This is a genomic window from Leisingera aquaemixtae (assembly GCF_001458395.1).
In the GTDB taxonomy this organism is placed as follows: Bacteria; Pseudomonadota; Alphaproteobacteria; order Rhodobacterales; family Rhodobacteraceae; genus Leisingera; species Leisingera aquaemixtae.
Genome location: NZ_CYSR01000030.1, coordinates 343139 through 366956, shown reverse-complemented (window position 1 = coordinate 366956; position 23818 = coordinate 343139). Strand labels below are relative to the sequence as shown.

General features: G+C 64.7%; 22 protein-coding genes. 14 read left to right on the top strand and 8 right to left on the bottom strand.

Annotation, left to right across the window (positions count from 1 at the left end; translation table 11 throughout):
* Positions 1-113 precede the first annotated feature (113 nt).
* Entirely contained in the window at positions 114-1085 is a 972-nt protein-coding gene (locus tag PHA8399_RS15345; RefSeq protein WP_058286986.1) for a DUF808 domain-containing protein, read from the top strand.
* Positions 1086-1271: 186 nt separating this feature from the next.
* Here the strand turns inward: PHA8399_RS15345 and tkt are convergent, their stop codons facing one another.
* Entirely contained in the window at positions 1272-3293 is a 2022-nt protein-coding gene (gene tkt, locus PHA8399_RS15340; RefSeq protein ID WP_058286985.1) for a transketolase, read from the bottom strand.
* 245 nt (positions 3294-3538) lie between these two features.
* Here tkt and PHA8399_RS15335 point away from each other — a divergent pair, with 245 nt between their 5' ends.
* Together PHA8399_RS15335 and PHA8399_RS15330 are read left to right on the top strand one after the other, a co-directional pair.
* Positions 3539-4375 carry a coiled-coil domain-containing protein gene (locus tag PHA8399_RS15335; RefSeq protein ID WP_058286984.1) on the top strand — a complete coding sequence of 279 codons (837 nt, stop codon included), beginning with the start codon at positions 3539-3541 and terminating at the stop codon, positions 4373-4375.
* Complete coding sequence (locus PHA8399_RS15330) at positions 4375-4770, top strand: cell division protein ZapA (RefSeq protein WP_058286983.1); 396 nt, start codon at positions 4375-4377, stop codon at positions 4768-4770. The genes PHA8399_RS15335 and PHA8399_RS15330 overlap by 1 nt, the downstream gene beginning before the upstream one ends.
* 79 nt (positions 4771-4849) lie before the next feature.
* Here PHA8399_RS15330 and grxD read toward each other — a convergent pair whose 3' ends face one another.
* The 6 genes from grxD to PHA8399_RS15300 all read right to left on the bottom strand — a co-directional run bounded on the left by grxD (position 4850) and on the right by PHA8399_RS15300 (position 10199).
* Positions 4850-5212, bottom strand: coding sequence for a Grx4 family monothiol glutaredoxin (gene grxD / locus PHA8399_RS15325; RefSeq protein WP_058286982.1), 363 nt, complete (start codon positions 5210-5212; stop codon positions 4850-4852).
* Between the two features lie 107 nt (positions 5213-5319).
* The gene (locus tag PHA8399_RS15320) at positions 5320-5553 is read right to left on the bottom strand and encodes a hypothetical protein (protein WP_058286981.1); all 234 of its coding nucleotides are present in this window, start codon (positions 5551-5553) and stop codon (positions 5320-5322) included.
* Between the two features lie 6 nt (positions 5554-5559).
* Positions 5560-5796, bottom strand: a complete 237-nt coding sequence (locus PHA8399_RS15315; RefSeq protein ID WP_058286980.1) for a BolA/IbaG family iron-sulfur metabolism protein — start codon at positions 5794-5796, stop codon at positions 5560-5562.
* Positions 5797-5861: 65 nt separating this feature from the next.
* Positions 5862-6380 (bottom strand): hypothetical protein, encoded by a 519-nt coding sequence (locus PHA8399_RS15310; RefSeq protein ID WP_244270236.1) that lies wholly within the window; start codon positions 6378-6380, stop codon positions 5862-5864.
* Between the two features lie 105 nt (positions 6381-6485).
* Entirely contained in the window at positions 6486-8651 is a 2166-nt protein-coding gene (gene purL, locus PHA8399_RS15305; RefSeq protein ID WP_058286979.1) for a phosphoribosylformylglycinamidine synthase subunit PurL, read from the bottom strand.
* A gap of 642 nt (positions 8652-9293) precedes the next feature.
* A complete protein-coding gene (locus PHA8399_RS15300) occupies positions 9294-10199 on the bottom strand; it encodes a LysR family transcriptional regulator (protein WP_058286978.1) in 906 nt (301 codons plus the stop codon).
* A 168-nt stretch (positions 10200-10367) separates the two neighbouring features.
* Here PHA8399_RS15300 and PHA8399_RS15295 point away from each other — a divergent pair, with 168 nt between their 5' ends.
* The 11 genes from PHA8399_RS15295 to PHA8399_RS15245 all read left to right on the top strand — a co-directional run bounded on the left by PHA8399_RS15295 (position 10368) and on the right by PHA8399_RS15245 (position 22863).
* The gene (locus PHA8399_RS15295) at positions 10368-13787 is read left to right on the top strand and encodes an indolepyruvate ferredoxin oxidoreductase family protein (protein ID WP_058286977.1); all 3420 of its coding nucleotides are present in this window, start codon (positions 10368-10370) and stop codon (positions 13785-13787) included.
* 261 nt (positions 13788-14048) lie between these two features.
* The gene (locus PHA8399_RS15290) at positions 14049-14642 is read left to right on the top strand and encodes a dimethylsulfonioproprionate lyase family protein (RefSeq protein WP_058286976.1); all 594 of its coding nucleotides are present in this window, start codon (positions 14049-14051) and stop codon (positions 14640-14642) included.
* 120 nt (positions 14643-14762) lie between these two features.
* Complete coding sequence (locus PHA8399_RS15285) at positions 14763-15641, top strand: lysophospholipid acyltransferase family protein (RefSeq protein WP_058286975.1); 879 nt, start codon at positions 14763-14765, stop codon at positions 15639-15641.
* Positions 15642-15650: 9 nt separating this feature from the next.
* Positions 15651-16460 (top strand): glutamate racemase, encoded by an 810-nt coding sequence (gene murI / locus PHA8399_RS15280; protein WP_058286974.1) that lies wholly within the window; start codon positions 15651-15653, stop codon positions 16458-16460.
* Positions 16461-16574: 114 nt separating this feature from the next.
* The gene (gene argC, locus PHA8399_RS15275; RefSeq protein ID WP_058286973.1) at positions 16575-17603 is read left to right on the top strand and encodes an N-acetyl-gamma-glutamyl-phosphate reductase; all 1029 of its coding nucleotides are present in this window, start codon (positions 16575-16577) and stop codon (positions 17601-17603) included.
* A 40-nt stretch (positions 17604-17643) separates the two neighbouring features.
* Positions 17644-18087 carry a cytochrome c maturation protein CcmE gene (gene ccmE / locus PHA8399_RS15270; protein ID WP_058286972.1) on the top strand — a complete coding sequence of 148 codons (444 nt, stop codon included), beginning with the start codon at positions 17644-17646 and terminating at the stop codon, positions 18085-18087.
* Positions 18088-18282: 195 nt separating this feature from the next.
* A complete protein-coding gene (locus PHA8399_RS15265; RefSeq protein WP_058286971.1) occupies positions 18283-18894 on the top strand; it encodes a holin-associated N-acetylmuramidase in 612 nt (203 codons plus the stop codon).
* Positions 18885-19460, top strand: coding sequence for a holin family protein (locus tag PHA8399_RS15260; RefSeq protein ID WP_058286970.1), 576 nt, complete (start codon positions 18885-18887; stop codon positions 19458-19460). The genes PHA8399_RS15265 and PHA8399_RS15260 overlap by 10 nt, the downstream gene beginning before the upstream one ends.
* Positions 19461-19538: 78 nt before the next feature.
* On the top strand, positions 19539-21503 hold the full coding sequence (locus PHA8399_RS15255) for a heme lyase CcmF/NrfE family subunit (protein ID WP_058286969.1): 1965 nt from the start codon (positions 19539-19541) through the stop codon (positions 21501-21503).
* Positions 21504-21508: 5 nt separating this feature from the next.
* Complete coding sequence (locus PHA8399_RS15250) at positions 21509-21982, top strand: cytochrome c-type biogenesis protein (protein WP_058287281.1); 474 nt, start codon at positions 21509-21511, stop codon at positions 21980-21982.
* 104 nt (positions 21983-22086) lie between these two features.
* Complete coding sequence (locus tag PHA8399_RS15245) at positions 22087-22863, top strand: enoyl-CoA hydratase-related protein (protein WP_058286968.1); 777 nt, start codon at positions 22087-22089, stop codon at positions 22861-22863.
* A 44-nt stretch (positions 22864-22907) separates the two neighbouring features.
* On the opposite strand, the gene PHA8399_RS15240 is transcribed toward PHA8399_RS15245, so the two are convergent.
* Positions 22908-23714 carry a calcium-binding protein gene (locus tag PHA8399_RS15240; protein ID WP_058286967.1) on the bottom strand — a complete coding sequence of 269 codons (807 nt, stop codon included), beginning with the start codon at positions 23712-23714 and terminating at the stop codon, positions 22908-22910.
* Between the last annotated feature and the right edge of the window lie 104 nt (positions 23715-23818).

The window sequence follows — 23818 nt, the reverse complement described above, 5'->3', positions numbered from 1 at the left end:
GCGGTGGCGTTAACGGAAATCCGCGGCTCCGGCGCGGTGGCGCTAACGCTTGTGCTGCCTCGCGGAAGCGGGCAGATTGCCTGTTAAAGCGGATAGGTTTTGAGGATATTGGCATGAGCGGATTGCTGGCGCTTCTGGATGACGTGGCGGGGATCGCCAAGGTGGCGGCGGCCTCCGTTGATGATGTGGCGGCGGCGGCGGGCAAGGCCGGCGCCAAGACGGCGGGGGTGATCATCGACGACGCGGCGGTGACACCGAAGTACCTGCAGGGGTTTGCGCCTGCGCGCGAGCTGCCGATCATCTGGCGCATCACCCGCGGGTCGCTGTTCAACAAGCTGATCCTGCTGCTGCCGGTGGCGATGCTGCTGGCGAACTTTGCGCCTTGGGCCATCACGCCCTTGCTGATGCTGGGCGGGTCCTACCTGTGCTTCGAGGGGGCGGAGAAGATCTTTCACGTGCTGTTCCCGCACGCCAGCCATGCCATTGACGAGGACATGAGCATCAAGGACCCCGGCCATCTGGAGGAGCAGAAGATCAAGGGCGCGATCAAGACCGATTTCATCCTGTCGGCGGAGATCATGACCATCGCGCTGGCCGCCATCGAGGCGCCGACGGTGTGGATGCAGGCAGCGACGCTGGCGGTGGTTGCCATCGGTGTGACGCTGGCGGTCTACGGCTCTGTCGCGCTGATCGTGAAGATGGACGACGTGGGGCTGTACCTGGCGCAGAACGCGCTGACGTCCCCGGGCCGCGGCCTGGGACGCGGGCTGGTCAAGTTCATGCCGGTGCTGATGAAGATCCTGTCGGTGGTCGGCACCGCGGCGATGCTGTGGGTCGGCGGCTCCATCATCATCCACGGGCTGGAGGTGCTGGGCTTTGGCTGGCTCGGCCATCACATTCACGACTGGGCCTATGCCGTGGGCCACGCGGTGCCAGCGGACTGGACCGGCGCTGCGGAATGGGCGGCCAAGGCGGCGATGGATGGAGTGTTCGGCCTGGCGTGGGGGCTGGTGCTGATCCCGCTGGCGACCAAGGTGATTGGGCCTGCGATTGCGGCGGTATCTGGGAAGACTGCAAGCCATTGAGCGAAATGCCCGTGCAAAGCACGGGCAGCGCCCGGACCGACCCCATCATGCTTTCAGCATGGCGAGGGCGCTTCACGCCCACCCCTCGGCCCGGGCGCCGGTTCATCTGGACTGTGACGCCCTTTTCTGGCCGCAATGAAAAAGGGCACCCGATTGGGTGCCCTTCTTTTTTGGCTTTCGGAGCAATTACCCCAGCAGCTCTTTCACCTTCGCCACGGTACCCTCGGCGGTGATGCCGAACTTCTCGAACAGCTCGCCTGCAGGCGCAGAGGCGCCGAAGCGGTCCATGCCGACGAAACCGGCTTTCTTCTCCTGGCCGCGCTCGCCCAGCAGCCAGCGGTCCCAGCCGCCGGCGCGGACAGCCGCTTCGATGCCGACGCGGACCGGGCCTGCGGGCAGGACCTTGCGACGGTAGGCTTCGTCCTGCTGCGCAAACAGCTCCATGCAAGGCATGGAGACGACGCGGGTGCCGATGCCTTCAGCCTCCAGCTTGGCCTTGGCGTCCATCGCAACGGAGACCTCGGAGCCGGTGGCGATCAGGATCACCTGGCGCTTGTTCTCGGCCTCGGCCAGAACATAGGCGCCTTTTTCGACCATGTTGCTGAGCTTGTGCTCAGTCCGGACGGTCGGCAGGTTCTGCCGGGTCAGGGCCAGCACCGACGGGGTTTCCTTGGAGGTCAGGGCAATTTCCCAGGCCTCGGCGGTTTCCACGGTGTCGGCGGGGCGGAACACATAGGTGTTCGGGGTCGCGCGGCAGATCGCCAGATGCTCGACCGGCTGGTGGGTCGGGCCGTCTTCGCCGACGCCGATCGAGTCGTGGGTCATCACAAACACGGTCGGGATCTTGGACAGGGCGGCCAGGCGCATCGCCGGGCGGGCATAGTCGGTGAAGCAGAAGAAGGTGCCGCCGTAGGGGCGCATGCCGCCGTGCAGCGCCATGCCGTTCATCGCTGCGGCCATGCCGTGCTCGCGGATGCCCCAGTAGACATAGCGGCCCTTGCGGTTGTCGGTGTCAAAGACGCCCAGGTCGCCGGTCTTGGTGTTGTTGGAGCCGGTGAGGTCGGCGGAGCCGCCCACGGTTTCCGGCATGATCGGGTTGATCACTTCCAGCACCATTTCCGACGATTTGCGGGTGGCAACCGATGGCTGGGTCTCGGAGACCTGCTTTTTCAGCGCCTTGATGGTGGCCGACAGCTTTTTCGGCGCCTCCAGCGCATAGGCGCGGTTGAAACGGTCCTGTTTCTGCTGCGACAGCTCCGCAAAGCGGGCTTCCCAGGCTTCGCGCTCGGATTTGCCGCGGGCGCCGATTTCTTCCCACTGGGATTTGATCTCTGCCGGCACCTCGAACGCACCGCCGGTCCAGCCATAGGCGTCCTTGGCCGCCTGCAGCTGCTCGGGATCGGTCAGCGCGCCGTGGCCCTTGGAGGTGTCCTGCGCGGCGTGGCCCAGGGCGATATGGGTCTTGCAGGCGATCATCGACGGTTTTTTCGATTTCTTCGCCGCCTCGATGGCCTCGTCGATGGCCTTGGGGTCGTGGCCGTCGATTTCCAGCACCTGCCAGCCCGACGCCTTGAAGCGCTGCACCTGGTTGGTGCGGTCGGACAGTTCGACGGTGCCGTCGATGGTGATGTTGTTGTTGTCCCAGAAGACAATCAGCTTGCCCAGCTGGTGGCGGCCTGCAAGGCCGATGGCCTCCTGGCTGATGCCTTCCATCAGGCAGCCGTCGCCGGCGATCACATAGGTGTGGTGATCGACTACCTTACGCCCGTAATGGGCGCGCTGCATTTCCTCTGCCATGGCAAAGCCGACGGCGTTGGAGATGCCCTGGCCCAGCGGGCCGGTGGTCACTTCGACAGCGTCGACCAGGAAGTTCTCCGGGTGGCCCGCGGTGATCGCGCCCATCTGGCGGAAGTTCTTGATCTGATCCAGGGTGACTTGGCTGTCGCCGGCAAGATACAGCAGCGCATAGATCAGCATCGAGCCGTGGCCCGCCGACAGGATGAACCGGTCGCGGTCCGGCCAGGACGGGTTGGATGCATCGAATTTGAGGTGTTTTTCAAACAGAACGGTCGCCACATCGGCCATGCCGATCGGCATACCGGTGTGGCCGGAGTTGGCGGCGGCGACGGCGTCCAGGGCCAGCGCTCGGATGGCGGCGGCCTTGTTCCAATGCTCGGGATTGGCGGTGCGCAGGGCTGTCAGGTCCACTGGGATTGTTCCTTTGGCGTTACAGGCAATTGGTGCGCTCAATAGCAGCGATGAGCCAAAGATCAAGCACGGTTGCGCGCATGTCTGCTGCCCTGCGCGAAGTTGGCGCGGCAAGTGGTTGAAAGACAAGGGGGGGTGTTTTATCCCTGATAGGGAATAACTGGCCCATGTCAGAGCCGCGTGCGCGATTCGCGCAGGCACCGGCAAAAGAAGAGTGAACTGATGTGGACGGGTGAGGGACAGGCATGAACCAGATCGAAGAATTGCAAGGCCGCATCCAGGCCGCGCTGGAGCGCATCAGCGCAGGCACGGCAGCTCTGCAGGAGGCCCGCGCGGCGGACCAGGTGAAGGCGGCGGAAGCCGCTGCCGCAGCCGCCAGGGCTGCCGAGGAGGCGGCTGCGAATGCCGCCAACGAGGCGCTGGAGCAGGCTCTGGATGAAGAGAAAACCGCCAACGCCCAGCTGGAAGAGCGGGTGAAGGTGCTGCACGCCCGCCTGCAGGAGGCCGAAAGCAAGGCGCCTGCCGACGCTGATGACGTTGCGGCAATGCAGGCGGAGCTGCAGCTGCTGCGCAACGAGGCCGGCGACCCGGCCGAAAAAGAAGCGCTGCGGGTCGAAGTTGCGCGTTTGAAAAGCCAGATTGAGGCCGCGGCCAACACTGCCGCCAGCGACAGGGAAAGGCTGGAAGACCAGCTTGCCGAAGCGCAGGCCGCAAATGACAGCCTGAAGGCCCAGTTGGAGGAGCCCGGCGCCTCCGCCGCGCAGCCCGCTGCAGAGCCGTCCGCGGCACCGGACATGAGCGCGGAGATCGCGCGCCAGAACGAGGCCCTTCTGCGGCTGGACAGCGAATTGCAGCAGCTGCGCCAAGCCAATGAGGAACTGCGCGCCTCCAACGCGGCGCTGCGCGAGGCCAACGCCCAGAGCCTTGGCGATGCCGGGCTGATCAATGCCTCAATGGAGGCGGAAATCGAAGGCCTGCGCGCAGCCCAGGCCAGCGACCAGGCCCAGGTCAACGCGGTGCTGGCAAAGCTGGAACCGCTGCTGGCCACCGCCCGCAATCTGCCGGAAGGAGAGGAAGTCTGATGCCCGAAGTGACCATTCATATCGGCGGCCGCGGCTTTGAAGTGTCCTGCCAGGAGGGCGAGGAAAGCTATCTGCACTCTGCCGCCAAGATGCTGGACGACGAGGCGCAGGTGCTGTCTGACCAGATCGGCCGGATGCCCGAGGCGCGGATGCTCTTGATGGCCGGGCTGATGCTGGCCGACAAGACCGCTGCCGTCGAGGACCGGATCAAGGAAGTGGAGGCCGAACTCGCCGAGCGCGTACAGGAGCTGGAAGCGCTGAAATCTGCGCCCCCGCCGGAGCCTGAGCGGGTCGAGGTGGCGGTGGTGCCGCCGCAGGTGACCGAAAGCCTGGCCGAACTGGCCGCCCGCACCGAGGCGCTGGCCCAGCAGGTCGAGGAACAGGCGGCAAGCTGAGGATTTTGTCCCAAGCCGTTGCCCGAAAAAGGAAAAGGCGCCGCTGGGGCGCCTTTTTTCTTGCCGCCGCTGACGGAAATCAGGCGTTGGCTTCGCGGATCTTGTCGGCGGCTTCCTTGTTGAAGGAAATGCCGTTGTCCTCGAACAGGGTGTCCAGCTCCGACGACAGGGCCATCTCGGTGATGATGTCGCAGCCGCCGACAAACTCGCCCTTCACATAGAGCTGCGGAATGGTCGGCCAGTCGGAATACTCCTTGATGCCGGACCGGATCTCTTCGTCGGCCAGCACGTTCACATCGGTGTAGTCCACGCCGATATAGTTCAGCACCGCCGCCACACGCGAGGAGAAGCCGCACTGCGGCATTTCCTTGGTGCCTTTCATGTAGAGCACCACGTCATTGGCTTTGACGGTTTCGTCGATGCGGTTCTTTGCGTCGGTCATATGTACATTTCCTTTCGGCTGCTGCGCCGTTTGCGTTGGCCGTCATATAGGCAGTTTCGCGGGTTTTGCCAATCCGCCCCGTCGGGCATGCCGGGACCGGTTCTGCGCTATTTCCGGTTGCTCTTGGGCACGAAGAAGCGCGCGTATTCCTGCGGGTCTTTGGGAACCTTCCAAGTGCGAACGGATCCGCCGCCCATGCCCGACTGATAGTCGGAACGCAGGGTGTGGTAGCCCGGGTCCGTATCATCATCCTCCAGCGGGCGGCGGCGCTGGGAGACGACCGCAACAACGGCGGTCATGACCACAATGCCGAGCACCAGAATGGAGGCGAACAATGACATGGAACGTTATTCCGGCGCTTTGGTTGTCAGCGCCAGCGCGTGCAGTTCGCCTTCGGGGCCGTCCATCTTGCCTTTGAGCGCGGCATAGACGGCGCGCTGCTGCTGGACGCGGTTCTTGCCGCGGAAGCTTTCGTCGACGACCATCGCCGACATGTGAACGCCATCGGTGCCGCCAACCTGGATTTCGGCATCCGGGAAAGCTGCGCGCAGCAGTTCTTCGATTTCGTGGGCTTGCATGGGCATCCGGGGAAGTCCTTTGTCTTGTTTGCCAAAAATGTAGGGGGGCGCCGGGGGCTGTGCAAGCAGGATTAGCAGCCGTCCCGGGCAAAGGGGGCCAGGCTTTCGACAAAGTCCGGCAGGCTGGCCAGCGCCTCCTGTACGCTGTCCTCCTCAAAGTCCCAGACCGAAGCCGGGTTTTGAGGGCAGAGCGCCCGGGTCAGCTCTGCGCAGCGGTCCTGCAGGGGCTTGGGCAGCGGCAGTGCGGCAGCCTCCTGCAGCACCAGCAGCGCCTCGTGGATCGGGCGCACCACCCGCAAGGCATGGGTCATATGGGTGAGCAGGTCGGGATCATCGCGCCAGGTTTCGCCGTCAAACAGCTCTTGCGTCACCCGCTGGCCGGCGCCGGCGCAGGAGTAGGCGGCGCAGCCGCCAAAGCCGCATTTGGCCAGATCCTCGTGAATGGTGCAGCGGAAATCCGGGGCGAGGTTGGGGCAGGGCGTGTCCGCGTCCTTCAGCAGGCCGAAATCCTCATGCGCCTCAAACGGATAGGCCACACAGCAAAGGCCCGCGCAGCGGCTGCAATCCTCTGTCAGGTCAGGAAGGGTCATGGGCCGGTCCCTGTGTCATAGGACGTGTCAAAAGGAAAAGGCGGAACGGCTGTGCCATCCCGCCCTTGATCATGTATCTGCCGCCCCAAGGGGCAGCGCCGCGCCTCAGGCCACGGCTGCGGCAAAGCTGGAGCGGAAGATGTCCTTCAGCTCAGCCAGCGGCGCCTCGGAAGCACCGATCTTCACCATGTCGCCGCCAAACTTGCCGACGGAGGTGAGCGGCACGCCCGCCTGGCCTGCGGCCAGCATCAGCGCCTCAGCCTGGTCAAAGTTGCAGGCGATCAGGTAGCGCGCCTGGTCTTCGCCGAACACGGTCGGGGTGTCGCCCGCATCGATCTGCACGCCGACGCCGGCCTCTTCGGCCATCTCAAACGCCGCCAGCGCCAGACCGCCGTCGCCGAGGTCAGTGCAGGCCTTGATGAAATCGCGGTTGGCGCGGATGAATTCGCCATTGCGCTTCTCAGCCTCCAGGTCCACCGCCGGGGCGTCGCCGTCCTCGCGGTTGAAAACCTCTGCCAGCAGCGCCGACTGGCCGAGGTGGCCGATGGTTTCACCCACCAGCAGGGCGACATGGCCGTCGCGTGCCTCGCCGATGATCGGCTCTTCTCCGGCGGCAATCAGGCCCACGGCGCCGATGGTCGGGGTCGGCAGGATGCCCTTGCCATCGGTTTCATTGTACAGCGACACGTTGCCGGAGACGATCGGCATGTCCAGCGCGGCAACCGCCTCGCCGATGCCCTTGATGGCGCCGACGAACTGGCCCATGATCTCCGGCTTTTCAGGGTTGCCGAAGTTCAGGTTGTCGGTGGTTGCCAGCGGCTTGGCCCCGACCGCGGTCAGGTTGCGGTAGGCCTCTGCCACCGCCTGCTTGCCGCCCTCAAACGGGTTTGCCTTGACGTAGCGCGGCGTCACGTCGGAGGTGAACGCCAGCTTCTTGTCGGTGCCATGCACCCGAATGATGCCGGAGCCCGCGCCCGGACGGCGCTGGGTGTCGCCCATTACGGTGGTGTCGTACTGCTCGTAAACCCACTGTTTGCCGGCATAGTTGGGGGAGGACAGCAGCGCCTTGAGGCCGTCGATCGGGTCGATGGTCGGCACATCCGCGTCACTCAGCGGCTCGGCTGCCGGGGTTTCCACCCACGGGCGGTCGTATTCCGGCGCGGTGGAGGACAGTTTGGACAGCACCAGGTCGGCTTTCACTTCGCCGTTGTGCATGATCAGGAAGCGGTCTTCGGCAATGGTCTCGCCGACGATGGCAAAGTCCAGATCCCACTTTTCGAACACCGCGCGCGCCTCGGCTTCCAGCTCTGGCTTCAGCACCATCAGCATCCGCTCCTGGGATTCCGACAGCATCATCTCGTAGGCGGTCATGTTTTCTTCGCGCTGCGGCACCTTTTCCAGGTCCAGGCGCACGCCCAGCTTGCCCTTGTCGCCCATTTCCACGGCAGAGCAGGTGAGGCCTGCCGCGCCCATGTCCTGGATCGAGATCACCGCGCCAGTCTGCATCAGCTCCAGCGTGGCTTCCATCAGGCGTTTTTCAGTGAAGGGGTCGCCGACCTGAACGGTGGGGCGCTTTTCCTCGATGGTGTCGTCGAATTCCGCCGACGCCATGGTGGCGCCGCCAACGCCGTCACGGCCCGTCTTGGCGCCCAGGTACACAACCGGCATGCCCACGCCCGACGCGGCGGAGTAGAAGATTGCATCGGTGCGCGCGAGGCCCGCCGCAAAGGCGTTGACCAGGCAGTTGCCGTTATAGGCGGGGGGGAAGCGCACTTCGCCGCCGACGCAGGGCACGCCAAAGCAGTTGCCATAGCCGCCGATGCCCTCAACCACTCCGTTGACCAGCCGGCGGGTCTTGGGGTGCGACGTTTCGCCGAACGACAGCGAGTTCATCGAGGCGATGGGCCGCGCGCCCATGGTGAAGACGTCACGCAGAATGCCGCCAACCCCGGTTGCCGCGCCCTGGTAGGGTTCGATGTAAGAGGGGTGGTTGTGGCTTTCCATCTTGAAAACAACGGCATCGCCGTCGCCGATGTCCACGATGCCTGCGTTCTCGCCGGGGCCGCAGATCACCTGCGGGCCTTCGGTCGGAAGGGTGCGCAGCCATTTCTTGGAGGACTTATAGGAGCAGTGCTCGTTCCACATCGCCGAGAAAATCCCCAGCTCGGTGAAGGTCGGCTCCCGCCCGATGATTTCCAGGATCAGATCGTATTCCTCGGGCTTCAGCCCGTGATTGGCAATCAATTCAGGCGTGATGGCGGGTTCCTGCATCCGTAAACGTCCCCAATGGCTGCGATTGCGCGCCTTTTAGGGCAAGGAGGGGCGCGGGGGAAGTGGAATTAGTCGAATCCCCGGCAGATGCCGCAGGCGGCGTCTTTGCGCCGCAGCGCGCCCGCCGCCGTGCCCCGCGGCCGCAGATGGCACCGCGGAGTTCTGAAAGCGGCGGAAACTGCGGCAGCGGGCAGGCAAAGCGCTGAAAATACAAGCATTGCGAATGCAGGCCGCCGGAAAGAGTAAGAATGTGCGGGCGTCCTTTCCCGCACCGGTGCTAAACAGCCCAGGCAGCCGGCGATCCGCGCCGGACCGGCGCTGCAAAGGCCAATGGCCGGGGGGGCAGGTGTTTGCAGCGCCGAAACAGTGCTTATATGCCAGCCGGTTGCGCGCAAAAAAAAGGCCGAGCACTAAGCTCGGCCGAAGTCCAACAGGGAGGTATGAAGGGAGGCGTTGCCGCCGCCTTCATGAGCTTCATTTAGGGCTCCGGGCCTGCCCCTTCAAGGGGATTAACAATAAATGGGTGTCAATGCTGCTATGCGGTTTTTGCATGGCTGGGGCGGCGGTCCCGGGACAGGCCGGACGCACGCCGGCCGGCCGCCGCACTGCGGCTGGAACGCTCCGTGGCGGCGTCAGCCGGGCTTACAGCTTGCCCAGCGCCTTCATGTGCTTGCGGTGTTCCATGATCTCGGATTGCACAAAATCGCGGAAGGCGCCGACCCGCTGCGAATGGCGCAGCTCTTCCGGATAGGCGAGGTAGACCGGAACCTCGTTCTGGTCCTCGTCCGGCAGCACCTCGACCAGCTGCGGGAATTCTTCTGTCACATAGTCGGGCAGAATGCCGATGCCCAGATTGTGCAGAACCCCCTGCAGCACGCCGAAATAGTTGTTGACGGTCAGCAGGGATGCCGGATCCTGCGCCATCAGCTTCTTGCCCAGAACCGCGGCAGAGCCCACCTGGGCAGACCGCTGGTTCTGGCAGATCAGCCGGTGCTGCGAAATGTCGGCGGATGTTTCCAGATTGCCGTGCTTCTCCAGGTAGGCCGGCGTTGCATAGAGCCCCATGCGCACGGTCATCAGCCGCTTGCGCACCAGATCGGCCTGGCTGGGCTCCTTCATGCGGATCGCCACATCGGCCTCGCGCATCGGCAGGTCCAGCACCCGTTCCTCCAGCATCAGGTCGATTTTGAGGTTGGGGTACTGCTCATACAGTTTGGTCAGCCGCGGTGCCAGCCACAGGGTGCCGAAGCCCACGGTGGTGGTCACCCGCAATTCGCCGAACACTTCTTCTTCGCTGTCGCGGATGCGGGCAGAGGCCGCCTCCAGCCGCGCAGTCATGGACTGGGTGGCGTCAAACAGCAGCTCACCCTGTTCGGTGAGAATCAGCCCGCGCGCATGCCGGTGAAACAGAGTGGCGTTCAGGCTCTCTTCCAGCGCCCGGATCTGGCGGCTGACCGCCGATTGCGACAGGTTCAGCTTGTCGCCGGCATGGGTCAGGCTGCCCGCGTCCGCCACCGCGTGAAATATTCTGAGCTTGTCCCAATCCATATCCGTTACTTTCTGTGCGTTCGGGGCCGACTATATGAAATCTTAGTTATGTATCAGTTTTCGTGACGCAAGCGAGCGAAAACAAAAAAAAGCGGCTATTCAGGTCAGCAATTATGACCTATTCTTCGGGCCAGGAAGTGCAAGCTAGTCCCGGTTGAGGAGGCCACGATGAGCACGCAAAAGATCTCACTCAATGATAAATACGATCTGACCAAATCGCCGGTTCTGCTGAACGGCACCCAGGCGCTGGTGCGGCTGATGCTGATGCAGAAGCACCGCGACAATGCGGCAGGCCTGAACACGGCCGGTCTGGTCACCGGCTACCGCGGCTCGCCGCTGGGTGCGGTGGACCTGCAGATGAGCCGCGCGGAAAAGCACCTGAAGGCGGCGGATGTCACCTTTCAGTACGGGCTGAACGAGGATCTGGCGGTCACCGCGCTCTGGGGCGCGCAGCAGGCCGAGGTGCGCGGCGAGGGCAAATACGACGGCGTCTTTGGCCTGTGGTACGGCAAGGGTCCGGGCGTCGACCGCTCTGGCGACGCGCTGCGTCATGCCAATATGGCCGGCACCTCCAAGCACGGCGGCGTCCTGCTGGCGATGGGCGACGACCACACCGGCGAAAGCTCCACCGTGCTGCACCAGTCGGAATGGTCACTGCTGGACTGCTACCTGCCGATCGTCAGCCCGGCCGGCGTGCAGGAAATCCTGGACTACGGCATCTACGGCTATGCGCTCAGCCGCTTCTCCGGCCTTTGGGTTGGCCTTAAGACCATGAAGGACACCATCGAGGTGACCTCGGTCGTCGACGCGCGCCCGGACCGGGTGCAGCTGGTCACGCCGGAGTTCGACATGCCCGCCGATGGCCTCAACATCCGCCTGGACGACGACCGCTTCCGCCAGGAAAACCGCATCATCGACTACAAGCGCTTTGCGGCAGAGGCGTTCAGCCATGCCAACAAGATGGACAAGCGCATGTGGGGCAAGCCCGGCGCCAAAATCGGCTTTGTCGCCGCGGGCAAGAACTGGCTCGACCTGGTGCATGCGCTTAAGCTGTTGAACATCGACGAAAACATGGCCGAGCGGCTGGGCATTACCACCTACAAGGTGGGGCAGACCTGGCCGATGGACATGAAAGGCTTCAACGACTGGGCCGAAGACCTGGACCTGATCGTGGTGGTCGAGGAAAAGCGCAAGCTGATCGAGATCCAGATCAAGGAAGCGATTTTTGACACCCGCCAGGGCCGCCGCGTCTATGGCTGGTACAAGGGCGGTGCCGGCTCCATGCACCGGGATGAGCTGTTCCCGACCCGCTACGCGCTGGACCCGATCATGATCGCCGAGAAACTGGGCAGCATCCTGATTGAGGAAGGCCGTGACACCGAGGCGCTCCGCGCCGGGCTGGCAAGCCTTGCCGACGCGCGCCGCGCCGACAACGCCGAGGAAATCGCCACCCGTCTGCCTTATTTCTGCTCCGGCTGCCCGCACAACTCCTCCACCAAGCTGCCGGACGGCTCCCGCGCCTATGCGGGGATCGGCTGCCATTTCATGGTGCAGTGGATGGACCGCGAGACCACCGGCTTCACCCATATGGGCGGCGAGGGCGTCAACTGGGTCGGCGAGGCGCCGTTCTCCACGCGCAAGCACGTGTTCCAGAACCTGGGCGACGGCACCTACAACCACTCCGGCGTGCAGGCGATCCGGGCGGCGCTCGCCGAGGGCACCAACATCACCTACAAGATCCTCTATAACGACGCGGTGGCGATGACCGGCGGCCAGCAGGCTGAGGGCGGGCTGACGGCGCAGCAGATCGCGCACGAGCTGACCGCGATGGGCGTGAAGACCATCGCGGTGGTCTATGATGAGAAGGAAGACGTCGACGCCAAGCTATTCCCGGCCGGGATGCGCATGCATGAACGCGCTGAGATGATGAAGATCCAGCGCGAGTTCGAGCAGGTCGAGGGCGTCTCTGCCATCATCTACATCCAGACCTGCGCCGCCGAGAAACGCCGCCGCCGCAAGCGCGGCCAGTTCCCCGATCCCGACCAGCGGGTGTTCATCAACTCCGACGTCTGCGAGGGCTGCGGCGATTGCGGGGTGCAGTCGAACTGCGTCTCCATCGTGCCGAAAAACACCGAACTGGGGCGCAAGCGCGCCATTGATCAATCGTCCTGCAACAAGGACTTCTCCTGCCTGAACGGTTTCTGCCCGTCCTTCGTGACCGTCGAAGGCGCCAAGATCCGCAAGGAGGCGACAGCAGCCATCGACCTGCCGCATCTGCCCAAGCCGGTGCTGCCGGAGATCGACGGCACCCATAACGTGGTGATCACCGGCGTCGGCGGCACCGGCGTGGTGACCATCGGCGCGGTGCTGGCGCAGGCGGCACAGATCGACGGCAAGGGTGCCGGGCTGATGGAGATGGCCGGCCTCGCCCAGAAGGGCGGCGCGGTGCATATCCACTGCCGGATCGCCAACAAGCCGGAGGATATCTCTGCCATCCGCGTCGCCACCGGCGAGGCGCATGCGCTGATCGGCGGCGACCTGGTGGTCAGCGCCGGTGCCAAGACCCTGGGCCTGACCACAACCGGCCAGACCGGCGCGGTGGTGAACAGCCACGAGATCATCACCGGCGAATTCACCCGCAACACAGAGTTCGCCGTCCCCACCGACCGGCTGGAGGTCGCTCTGCAGGCGCGCCTGCGCGACCGGCTGGACCTGTTTGACGCCTCCGAGCTGGCGCGCGTCACCATGGGCGACTCGATCTTTTCCAACATGATGGTGTTCGGCGGCGCCTGGCAGAAGGGGCTGGTGCCCGTCAGCTTTGAGGCGATTGAACAGGCGATCGAGATGAACGGCGCCGCGGTGGAGCGCAACAAGCGCGCCTTCGACATCGGCCGCTGGGCGGTGCTGCACCCGGAAGAGGCCGCACGACTGATCCAGCCCAAGGTGGTGGAGAAACCCAAGACGCTGGACGAGAAAATCGCCTTCCGCGCCGGTCATCTGGTGGCCTATCAAGGAAAGGGGCTGGCCAAGCGGTATGGCAAGCTGCTGGACGGGATCAGCGATCCGGCGCTGAAAGAGGCGGTGGCAAAGGGCTATCACAAGGTTTTGTCCTACAAGGACGAATACGAGGTCGCCCGCCTGCTGCTGGACAGCCGCGCCAAGGCAGAAGCGGAGTTTGAGGGCGACCTCAAGCTCTCCTACCACCTGGCGCCGCCGATGCTGGGCGGCACCGACCCGAACGGCCGCCCGCAAAAGCGCAAGTTCGGCGCAGGTATGGAGCGCGGGTTCCGCCTGCTGGCCAAGCTGAAATCCTTGCGCGGCACCCCGCTCGACATCTTCGGCTACACCGAGGAGCGCAGGATGGAGCGGGCGCTGATCAAGCAGTATGAGGGTGACATGCAGGAATGGCTGCCGAAAGCATCGCCTGAAATCATGGAGCCGCTGGTGGCCCTGGCCGAACTGCCGCTGCAGATCCGCGGGTTCGGTCCGGTGAAGATGGCGAACGAGCAAAAGGCCGCCAAACGGCGCGAGGAGCTGCTGGCAGCCCTGCGCCGGGGCGGCATGCCGGTCAAGCAGGCGGCAGAATAACGCCGGGGGATTGAGGGCAGGGCGGGGCACTCCCGCCCGCTTTGACCCTTTCACAGAAAGGCCCAAAGCCGTTGGGCCGGGCGCCGCGCTGACGCGCGGCGTTTGCCGTTCCGCGCCCCTCGGGCCGGCCCGCATGCAGAATTCTGCCGCAGCGGTCGCTTTCAGCGCATTTTTTCAGCAAATGCAGCGCGCGGTTTGGCGCGCCGCCGCTAGGCTCTGCCCGGATTGCATTCCCTAGCCGCACCGGAAAGGAGCCGCCCGATGTCCCTCTCACAGGCCTTGCAGGCTGCTTGCGACCTGCATTCCCGGCTGCCCGCCCTGCGGGCGTTCGCGCCTTGGCCCAGCGATCTGGAGCCCGCCGCGCTGGCCCCGGCAGCCATCCCCGCGCAGCAGCAAGTGGCAGAGTTCGCCTTGCCAGGCACGCCCGAGACCCAGCCCCTGATCGGCACACTGCGCACCGCGGCGGGGCAGGCGCATTGGACGCAGACCTACACCGAGGCCGAGGTGGGCGCGCATTTCCTGCAGAACTACGGCTATTTCGAGCTGTTCGGCCCGGCCGGCCATTTCCGAAGCACCCAGCTGCGCGGATATATCGCCTATTGGGGCGCCGGGCTGCGGTATGACTGGCACAGCCACGAGGCCGAGGAGCTGTATGTGGTACTGGGCGGCGGCGCTGAGTTCCTGACCGAGGAGAGCGAATGCTGGCTGCAGGCCGGCGGCACCCGGCTGCACGGCGGCTGGCAGCCCCATGCGATGAACACGGGCGCAGAGCCGGTCCTGACCTATGTGCTGTGGCGCGGCGCCGGGCTGGCGGGCCTGCCGCTGATGGGCGGCAAGCGGACTGCCGCAGCCTGACCGGGGCGGGGGATGCGGCGCAGCGGCTTGCTGCACAGCGTCACACCCCTGTTACGCCCCTGTTCCACAATGCGCCTCCGGCCTTATCTGGCCGCAGCCACCAGACGGAGACCCGCCCCGATGCAGGCGCAACGCCATACCGCCCGTGACATTTCCTATGCCCATTCCGCCTCCACCCGCGCAGGCCGCGCGGTGATCCGGCTGATGGAGAACTCCACCGGGCGGCTGCAGCTGATCCGCCGCGCAGCAGGCTATGAGAAGGAGGTGGCGGCGGGGCGCAGCTTCTGGCCGGTGATGGCAGAGCGTTACGGGCTGACGCTGGACGTGGCCGGCGGCGCGCTGAGCAATATTCCGCAGGACAGGCCGGTGATCCTCATAGCGAACCATCCCTATGGCATTCTCGACGGGCTGATGATGGGGCATATCCTGGAACAAACCCGCGGCGACTTCCGCATCCTGGCCAACCATGTCTTCCGCAAGGCCGAGGACCTGAACAAGGTGATCCTGCCGGTGGATTTTGCCGAAACGCGCGAGGCCGTGCAGACCAACCTGCAGACCCGCAAGGACGCGCTCAGCTATCTGGCTGAGGACGGTGCCATCGGCATCTTTCCCGGCGGCTCCGTGTCCACCGCGGCGCGTCCGCTGGGCCATCCGATGGACCCCGGCTGGCGCGGCTTTACCGCCCGGATGATCGCCAAGTCCGAGGCGGTGGTGGTGCCGGTGTTCTTTGACGGCCACACCTCGCGCCTGTTCCAGATCGCCAGCCACCTGCATGCCACCCTGCGCATGGGGCTGCTGATCCAGGAATTCCGCAAGCGGGTCGACACGCCGGTCCGGGTGGTGATCGGAGACCCCATCGGCCGCGGCGTTCTGGCGCCCCTGGCGGGTGATACAAAAGCACTTATGGATTTCTTGCGCAAAGCGACGTATGAGCTTTCTCCAGTACCGCTCAAATCCCTGGGTTACGGGTTTGAGTTCGAAGAGAAACACCGCGCGTGAGAAGGCGAAATGGCTGTAGGCATCTTTGATTCAGGCCTGGGCGGGCTGACCGTCCTGAACGCGGCGCAAAAGCGCCTGCCGGACGTGGATTTCCTCTATTACGGCGACAACGCCCATGCGCCCTATGGTGTGCGCGATGCCGAAAACATCTATCAGCTGACCAAGGCCGCGATGGAGAACATGTGGGACAAGGGCTGCGATCTGGTGATCCTCGCCTGCAACACCGCCTCCGCCGCCGCGCTGCGCCGGATGCAGGAGGGCGGCTTGCCCCAGGGCAAGCGGGTGCTGGGCGTCTTTGTGCCGCTGATTGAAGCGCTGACCGAACGGCAGTGGGGCGACAATTCGCCGCCGCGCGAGGTGGAAGTGAAGCATGTGGCGCTGTTCGCCACCCCGGCCACCGTCGCCAGCCGCGCCTTCCAGCGGGAACTGGCCTTCCGCGCCATCGGCGTCGATGTCGAGGCACAGGCCTGCGGCGGCGTTGTCGACGCGATCGAGGACGGCGACATGATCCTGGCGGAGGCGCTGGTGCGCTCTCACGTTGATGCGCTGAAGCGCAAGATGCCGCACCCTGAGGCCGCGATCCTCGGCTGCACCCATTACCCGCTGATGGAGCAGACCTTTCAGGCCGCACTTGGGCCGGAGGTGAAGGTGTTCAGCCAGGGCAGCCTGGTGGCAGACAGCCTTGCGGACTACCTGCAGCGCCATCCCGGGATGCAGGGCAATGGCGCGGGCGGGTTCTATACCACCGGAAATCCGGGCCGTGTCAGCGACCGCGCGACGCAGTTTCTCCGACGGGAAATCACCTTTCAGGCAGCCTGAACTGCGACCGCCCGGAACCTTGTTCCAGGTCAAAGTGCTGAGGCGCAGTTTTTCCTATTTCTCTCCGCAGATGGCTGCGGAACCGGCATATCACATTGAAAGACGAGGTCTGACATGACCCATAAAGTGGCTATCCTTGGCGCCTCCGGATACACCGGCGCCGAACTGGTGCGGCTGATCGCCCAGCATCCGAATATCGACATCGCGGCGCTGTCCGCCGACCGCAAGGCCGGCATGACCATGGCCGAGGTGTTCCCGCATCTGCGCCATATGGAACTGCCGGTGCTGTGCAAGATCGATGAGATCGACTTTGCAAATATCAACCTCTGCTTCTGCGCGCTGCCGCATAAGACCAGCCAGGACGTGATCAAAGCCCTGCCCAAGGACTTGAAGATCGTCGATTTGTCGGCGGACTTCCGGCTGCGCGACCCGGCGGAGTACGAGAAGTGGTACGGCAACCCGCATGCCGCGCTGGAGCAGCAGGAAGAGGCGGTTTATGGCCTGACCGAGTTCTACCGGGAAGAAATCAAGTCCGCGCGCCTGGTGGCCGGCACCGGCTGCAATGCCGCCACCGGCCAGTTTGCCCTGCGGCCGCTGATTGAGGCAGGCGTCATCGACCTGGACGAGATCATCCTGGACCTGAAATGCGCCGTCTCCGGCGCCGGCCGGTCGCTCAAGGAAAACCTGCTGCACGCGGAGCTGAGCGAGGGCTACAACGCTTATGCCATCGGCGGCACCCACCGGCACCTGGGCGAGTTTGACCAGGAATTCAGCAAACTCGCAGGCCGCCCGGTCAAGGTGCAGTTCACCCCGCATCTGCTGCCAGTGAACCGCGGCATCCTGGCGACCGTTTATGTGAAGGGCGACGCGCAGGCGATCCACGCGGCTTTTGCCAAGGCCTACGCCGATGAACCCTTTATCGAATTGCTGCCCTTTGGCGAGGCGCCCTCGACCCATCACGTGCGCGGCTCCAACTTCTGCCATATCGGCGTCGCGCAGGACCGCATCGCAGGCCGCGCCATTGTCTTTGCGGCACTGGATAACCTGACAAAAGGAAGCAGCGGCCAGGCCTTGCAGAATGCCAACCTGATGTTAGGTGAGAACGAGACCGAAGGCCTGATGATGGCGCCGCTGTTCCCCTGATCCGGGGGCGGCGCTGGCTTGGGCCTGAATAGAGGACACCATGAAGAACCTGAAGAAACAGCGCCGTATCCAGGTCATCGCGGTTGCCGCGGTGGCCCTGATCGTGGCAACCGCCCTGATCGGCTATGCCATGCGGGACGGGATCAACTACTTCCGCTCGCCCAGCCAAGTGGTGGAGGAGCCGCCAAAGCCGTCCGAAGTGTTCCGCATCGGCGGCCTGGTGGCGGAAGGGTCCTTGCAGCGCGGCCAGGGCGAAACCGTGCGCTTTGCCGTGACCGATGGCGGGGCGACCGTAAACGTCGCCTATACCGGCGTGCTGCCTGACCTGTTCGAGGAGAATCAGGGCATGGTCGGCACCGGGCGTTACGTGAACGGTGTCTTTGAAGCCACTGAAATCCTGGCGAAACATGATGAGACCTATATGCCCAAGGAAGTCATGGATGCGCTGAAAGAGCAGGGCGTTTACCAAGAGCCCGAGACCTGATCCGGTTCCGCAGCCGGACCGCTCCCGCCCCAAAAACGCCTCCCTCCGGGGAGGCGTTTTGCGTTGGGCCGGGCGCCGCGCTGCGCGCGGCGCGGCAGCGTTTCGAGGGGGGGGTTGCGCAGCCTGCGCACGGTCGTGTCACCAGGTTTTAGCGCCTCTGCGGCATCCTGTTCCGGTTGCAAGTGGTGAGGTGACATGCAGAGCGTTCAGGAAATTGCAGAACAGATCGTGGCGCGCGAAGGCGGGTTTGCAAATGATCCGGATGATCCCGGCGGGGCCACCAAATACGGCGTGACCATCGGCACCCTGCGGCGGCTGGGGCTGGATCTGACCGGCGACGGTGCTGTCGGGGTGGAGGATGTGCAGGCGCTCAGCCGGGCCCAGGCGGCAGACATCTTCATCCGCCATTATTTCGAGGCGCCGCGGATCGCCAGCCTGCCGCCCTGCCTGCAGGCATCGGTCTTCGACATGTATGTGAACGCGGGCAGCAACGCGGTGCGCATTCTGCAGCGGCTGCTGCGCGACATGGGCTATGCGGTGGCGGTTGATGGCGCCATCGGCCCGCAGACCGCCGGCGCGGCAGCGCAGGCGGCAGAGATCGGCGCAGAGGCCTTGCGCGATGCCTACGGCGTGGCGCGCCGCAATTATTACTTCCGCCTGGCGGACCGGCGTCCGGCCAGCCGCAAATACGCGCGCACCCGTGCAGGCGGCAAGGGCGGCTGGATCACACGGGCCGAGGAGTTCATCTCTGCCCAATACCATCTGAGCCAGCAGGCGTTCCAGCGGAGGACAGCGGCATGGGGGTGATCGCGGATGTATTCAGCCTTGTTTTTGGAAGCCGCCGCAATGCCTTGAGGGAAACGCTTGAAGTGTTTCGCGAAAACGCGGAGGCCGGCGCCGCCCGCGCGCACGAGATGCAAAGCGCTGCACTGAGCCAGCTGGCGGCGGAGTTTCAGTATGGCGGCAAAAGCCGCTTTGACCGCTTCATGGACGGGGTAAACCGGCTGCCGCGCCCGTTGCTGGCGCTGGGAACCCTTGCACTGATGGGGGCATCTCTCAGCGATCCGGTTTGGTTTGCTGCAAGAATGCAAGGGCTGGCGCTGGTGCCGGAACCCTTATGGTGGCTGCTGGGGGTCATCGTCTCATTCTATTTCGGCGCCCGCCATCAGGTGAAAAGCCAGGAATTTCAGCACGCGCTGGCCGCCAGCATGGCGCGGGCGCCGCAGGTGGCGGAAAACATCGCCGCGCTGGAGCGGCTCAGGGCCGAGCCGCCTGACGCGGCCGCCGCCCGGATAGAGGCAACAGCCCCTCTGGACGCCGCCGCGGCAGAGGACAACCCGGCGCTGGACGCCTGGAAAGCGCGCCGCGGCTGATCACATTTTGCCCTCTGCGGCGGCATGGCGCGGCAATTGCCATTGGCCCTGCCGGCAGACAGGCGTATAGGAAATCCCATGATTACAGAGCTTGGCCACTTTGCCCTTATCCTCGCCTTCATGATCGCTATCGTGCAGGCTGTGATCCCTTTGATCGGCGCCCATAAACGCTGGCCCGGCTGGATGGCCGTGGCAGAGCCTGCGGCGCAGGCGCAGTTCCTGTTCACCGCGTTCTCCTTTGGCGCGCTGATGTGGGCCTTCATCACTTCCGACTTCTCGCTGAAGCTGGTGACGCTGAACAGCCATTCGGCCAAGCCGATGCTGTACAAGATCTCCGGCACCTGGGGGAACCACGAGGGCTCGATGCTCCTGTGGGTGCTGATCGTCAGCCTGTTCGGGGCGCTGGCCTCGGTCTTTGGCGGCGGGCTGCCGCCGACCTTGAAGGCCCGTGTGCTGTCCGTGCAGGCGGCGATCGGGGTGGCGTTTTTCGCCTTCATCCTGTTCACCTCCAACCCGTTCCTGCGCCTGACGGTGCCGCCGTTTGACGGGCAGGACCTGAACCCGCTGCTGCAGGACCCCGGGCTGGCGTTCCACCCGCCGTTCCTCTACCTCGGCTACGTGGGGCTCAGCATGGCGTTTTCCTTTGCGGTGGCCGCCCTGATCGAAGGCCGCATCGACGCCGCCTGGGGCCGCTGGGTGCGGCCCTGGACACTGGCGGCCTGGATTTTCCTGACCATCGGCATCGCGCTGGGGTCCTGGTGGGCCTATTACGAGCTGGGCTGGGGCGGCTTCTGGTTCTGGGACCCGGTAGAGAACGCCTCCTTCATGCCCTGGCTGCTGGCCGCCGCGCTGCTGCATTCCGCTATCGTGGTGGAAAAGCGCGAAAGCCTGAAAAGCTGGACCATCCTGCTGGCGATCCTGGCCTTCGGCTTCTCGCTGATCGGCACCTTCATCGTGCGCTCCGGCGTGATCACCAGCGTGCATGCCTTTGCCAACGACCCGGAGCGCGGCGTGTTCATTCTGTTCATCCTGGCCTTCTTCACCGGCGGCGCGCTGACCCTGTTTGCGGCGCGCGCACAGGCGATGGAAGCCAAGGGCGTCTTTGGCGTGATCAGCCGCGAAAGCGCGCTGTTGGCCAACAATATCCTGCTGGCGGTCAGCTGCTTTGTGGTGTTCTTCGGCACCATCTGGCCGATCGTGGCGGAGATGCTGCTGGACCGGAAGCTGAGCGTCGGCCCGCCGTTCTTCAATTCGGCCTTCACCCCCTTCATGGTGGTGCTGGGCCTGCTGCTGCCCGTCGGCGCGATGCTGCCGTGGAAACGCGGGCGGATCGGGCGTACCGCCTGGCAGCTGCGCTATGTGTTTGTGCTGGCGGTGTCGCTGGGCGTGCTGGCCTGGGCGATGCAGACCGGACGCTCGGCGCTGGGGCCGGTGGGCCTGTTCCTTGGGTCCTGGGTGGTGTTCGGTGCGCTGGCGGATCTGTGGATGCGCAGCGGCAAATCCGGCCGGTTGCAGCGGATGCTGCGGCTGCCGCGGGCGGATTGGGGCAAGGCCACGGCCCATGCGGGCCTCGGCGTCACCATCTTTGCCATCGCGGGCCTGACCGCCTGGGAACAGGAGGATATCCGCGTGGCCCGGATCGGCGAGCCGTTTGAGGTTGGCGCCTTCTCCCTGGTGCTGCAGGACGTGACCCGCGAGCAGGGGCCGAACTACTTCACCACCAAGGGCCGGGTCGAAGTGACCCGCAACGGACGGCCCGAGGCGGTGATGTTCCCGGAGAAACGCGACTATCCGGTGGCGAAGATGCCGACCACCGAGGCGGCGATTGACTACCGGGTGACGCGGGATCTGTATGTGGTGCTGGGCGACCAGCAGGCCGATGGCAGCTGGACCATGCGCACCTATATCAAACCCTTTGCGAACTGGATCTGGGCCGGCTCCATCCTGATGGCGCTTGGCGGCCTTCTGAGCCTGAGCGACAGGCGGTTCCGCGTGGCCGCGGGCGCGCGCAAGACACCGGCAGCGGGAGTGCCTGCGGAATGAAACGGATGCGTTTTCTGATCGTGGCCCTGGCGGCCCTGATGGCCGCGGCGCTGTTCACCCCGGCGCCTGCGCTGGCGGTGGAGCCGGACGAGATCCTGGCGGACCCGGCGCTGGAAGCGCGCGCGCGGGAGCTGTCCAAGGATCTGCGCTGCCTGGTCTGCCGCAATGAAAGCATCGACGAATCCAACGCCGAACTGGCGCGCGATTTGCGGGTGCTGCTGCGCGAGCGGCTGGTGGCCGGCGACAGCGACCGGCAGGCGATGGAGTTTATCGTCGCACGCTATGGCGAATACGTGCTTCTGCGCCCCACCACCAGCGGGGCCAACTGGCTGCTGTGGGCGGCGGGGCCGCTGATGCTGCTGGCGGCGCTGGTGATTGCGGTGTTCTATGTCCGCGGCCGCTCCCGGGCGCCGAAAACGGCAGAGACCGTGCTGAGCGCGGAAGAGCAGGACCGGCTGCGGAAAATCCTGGAGGATTGACGCCGGGTCTGCCTTTCCGGCGGCAGGGCTTTGCGTCACCATGGCGCCAAACGGGCCCGCTGGCGCATGGCCAGCCCGGGACACTAGCTGCATGAGGCGACCCTATGGACTACAAGGAAATCCTGTTCACGCTGGAGGACGGGCTGGCCGTCATCACCCTGAACCGGGCCAACAGGAAAAACGCGCTGACCAGCCGGATGCGCTCGGAAATCACCCATGCCATGCAGGCCGCGCAGGCAGAAGCGCGGGCAGTGGTCCTGACCGGCGCGGGCGATGCCTTCTGTTCCGGACAGGACCTGAGCGACGCCTCCGGCTCCGGCGATCTGGATCTGGAGCGCACGCTGCGCGACGAATACCTGCCGATGGTCGAGGCGATCTATAACTGCCCGGTGCCGGTTGTGGCCGCGGTGAACGGCGCCGCAGCTGGTGCAGGCGCCAGCCTGGCCCTGGCGGCGGATGTGGTGATCGCCAGCGAAAGCGCGTTTTTCATGCAGGCCTTCAGCAAGATCGGCCTGATGCCCGATGCCGGCGGCACCTGGTTCCTGCCGCGCCAGGTTGGCATGGCCAAGGCGATGGGCGCGGCGCTGTTTGCCGACCGCATCAGTGCCAAGCAGGCCAGCGACTGGGGCATGATCTGGGAAGCGGTGCCGGACGCGGAGTTCGACGCCCATTGGCGCGAGCGTGCCGCGTATCTGGCGCAAGGCCCCAGCAAGGCCTTTGCCGCCACCAAATCTGCCCTGCGCGAAAGCTCTGGCCGCAGCCTGATGGAACAGCTGTCCGAAGAGGCGCATCTGCAAGGCCAGTGCGGCAAAACCCGGGATTTCCTGGAAGGCGTGACCGCCTTCATGGAAAAACGCCCCGCGAAGTTCGAGGGGCGCTGAGGGGCGTTCAGGCGTGCGGTTGCCGGAGCCAGCTCCGGTTGCCGCTACTCGCGTTCGAGAACCCAGACGCTGTACGGAGAGATCAGGCCGCCGGCCCCTTCGATCTTTGCGAAAACCTCACCGTTGGCCAGCAGCAGGGCGTCGTCTTCATCACCGAACTCGTCCAGCGTATTCTGGACAGTGATTTCCGGCGCCGGGGTGGCTCCGTCGTGGTAGTATAGTATCATGTCCTCACCCGGGTTGTAATCGGTCAGAACCACCGGATCATCGCCTGGCTCGATCCAGTCGCCCAGGATCAGTTCGTCATATCCTTCGCCCAGGCTTACGGTATCGCCCTTGCCAGCAACAACGTTGTCTTCTCCATAGCCCGCCTGGATCACGTCGGCATCCGCGTCTGTATCCTGGCTCAGATCGTATTCCATGTTAATTTCTTCATCCGGATCGTCATTGGCAACCCAGTCCCGGATCGTTTTCAAGGCGTCATCTGGGTTAATTGCACTAGTGGAGACGATTGTATCATTGCCGAGATCGCCGATGAGCGTGTCGCTGCCTTGGCCGTCAATAATGAAATCATGATCTGACCCGCCGCGCAGGAAGTCATTGCCTTCTCCGCCGATCAGAAGATCTTCTCCATCCTGGCCGAACAAACGGTCATCACCTGCGTTGCCGTCCAAAATGTCAGCGCCGTCCTTGGCAAATATGGTGTCGTCACCCGGCGCGCCGGCCAGGTCATCGTTGCCTTCGGTCGCGTCAGCGGTGGTGTCGCCCTTGATTTCATCATCATCGTCGTCCATCGCCAAGGCCACACCGCTAATGGTCAGGCCAATCCCAAGCAAGATCAAAAGTTCCATGTCATCAATCCCGTTGCCGCCTGGCGGGTGGCGTTCTGCAATTCCGCGCGCGTAGGGTGCGCACTGCCAGACCTAAGTAAACTCATGAGTTCAGTATGCAGTTG

What these genes read in the sequence shown, in the direction of transcription:
- PHA8399_RS15345 (WP_058286986.1), top strand. Translation starts at nt 114, where the DNA reads ATGAGCGGATTGCTGGCGCTTCTGGATGACGTGGCGGGGATCGCCAAG.
- PHA8399_RS15335 (WP_058286984.1), top strand. Translation starts at nt 3,539, where the DNA reads ATGAACCAGATCGAAGAATTGCAAGGCCGCATCCAGGCCGCGCTGGAG.
- PHA8399_RS15330 (WP_058286983.1), top strand. Translation starts at nt 4,375, where the DNA reads ATGCCCGAAGTGACCATTCATATCGGCGGCCGCGGCTTTGAAGTGTCC.
- grxD (WP_058286982.1), bottom strand. Translation starts at nt 5,212, where the DNA reads ATGACCGACGCAAAGAACCGCATCGACGAAACCGTCAAAGCCAATGAC.
- PHA8399_RS15320 (WP_058286981.1), bottom strand. Translation starts at nt 5,553, where the DNA reads ATGTCATTGTTCGCCTCCATTCTGGTGCTCGGCATTGTGGTCATGACC.
- PHA8399_RS15315 (WP_058286980.1), bottom strand. Translation starts at nt 5,796, where the DNA reads ATGCCCATGCAAGCCCACGAAATCGAAGAACTGCTGCGCGCAGCTTTC.
- PHA8399_RS15310 (WP_244270236.1), bottom strand. Translation starts at nt 6,380, where the DNA reads ATGACCCTTCCTGACCTGACAGAGGATTGCAGCCGCTGCGCGGGCCTT.
- purL (WP_058286979.1), bottom strand. Translation starts at nt 8,651, where the DNA reads ATGCAGGAACCCGCCATCACGCCTGAATTGATTGCCAATCACGGGCTG.
- PHA8399_RS15300 (WP_058286978.1), bottom strand. Translation starts at nt 10,199, where the DNA reads ATGGATTGGGACAAGCTCAGAATATTTCACGCGGTGGCGGACGCGGGC.
- PHA8399_RS15295 (WP_058286977.1), top strand. Translation starts at nt 10,368, where the DNA reads ATGAGCACGCAAAAGATCTCACTCAATGATAAATACGATCTGACCAAA.
- PHA8399_RS15290 (WP_058286976.1), top strand. Translation starts at nt 14,049, where the DNA reads ATGTCCCTCTCACAGGCCTTGCAGGCTGCTTGCGACCTGCATTCCCGG.
- PHA8399_RS15285 (WP_058286975.1), top strand. Translation starts at nt 14,763, where the DNA reads ATGCAGGCGCAACGCCATACCGCCCGTGACATTTCCTATGCCCATTCC.
- murI (WP_058286974.1), top strand. Translation starts at nt 15,651, where the DNA reads ATGGCTGTAGGCATCTTTGATTCAGGCCTGGGCGGGCTGACCGTCCTG.
- argC (WP_058286973.1), top strand. Translation starts at nt 16,575, where the DNA reads ATGACCCATAAAGTGGCTATCCTTGGCGCCTCCGGATACACCGGCGCC.
- ccmE (WP_058286972.1), top strand. Translation starts at nt 17,644, where the DNA reads ATGAAGAACCTGAAGAAACAGCGCCGTATCCAGGTCATCGCGGTTGCC.
- PHA8399_RS15265 (WP_058286971.1), top strand. Translation starts at nt 18,283, where the DNA reads ATGCAGAGCGTTCAGGAAATTGCAGAACAGATCGTGGCGCGCGAAGGC.
- PHA8399_RS15260 (WP_058286970.1), top strand. Translation starts at nt 18,885, where the DNA reads ATGGGGGTGATCGCGGATGTATTCAGCCTTGTTTTTGGAAGCCGCCGC.
- PHA8399_RS15255 (WP_058286969.1), top strand. Translation starts at nt 19,539, where the DNA reads ATGATTACAGAGCTTGGCCACTTTGCCCTTATCCTCGCCTTCATGATC.
- PHA8399_RS15250 (WP_058287281.1), top strand. Translation starts at nt 21,509, where the DNA reads ATGCGTTTTCTGATCGTGGCCCTGGCGGCCCTGATGGCCGCGGCGCTG.
- PHA8399_RS15245 (WP_058286968.1), top strand. Translation starts at nt 22,087, where the DNA reads ATGGACTACAAGGAAATCCTGTTCACGCTGGAGGACGGGCTGGCCGTC.
- PHA8399_RS15240 (WP_058286967.1), bottom strand. Translation starts at nt 23,714, where the DNA reads ATGGAACTTTTGATCTTGCTTGGGATTGGCCTGACCATTAGCGGTGTG.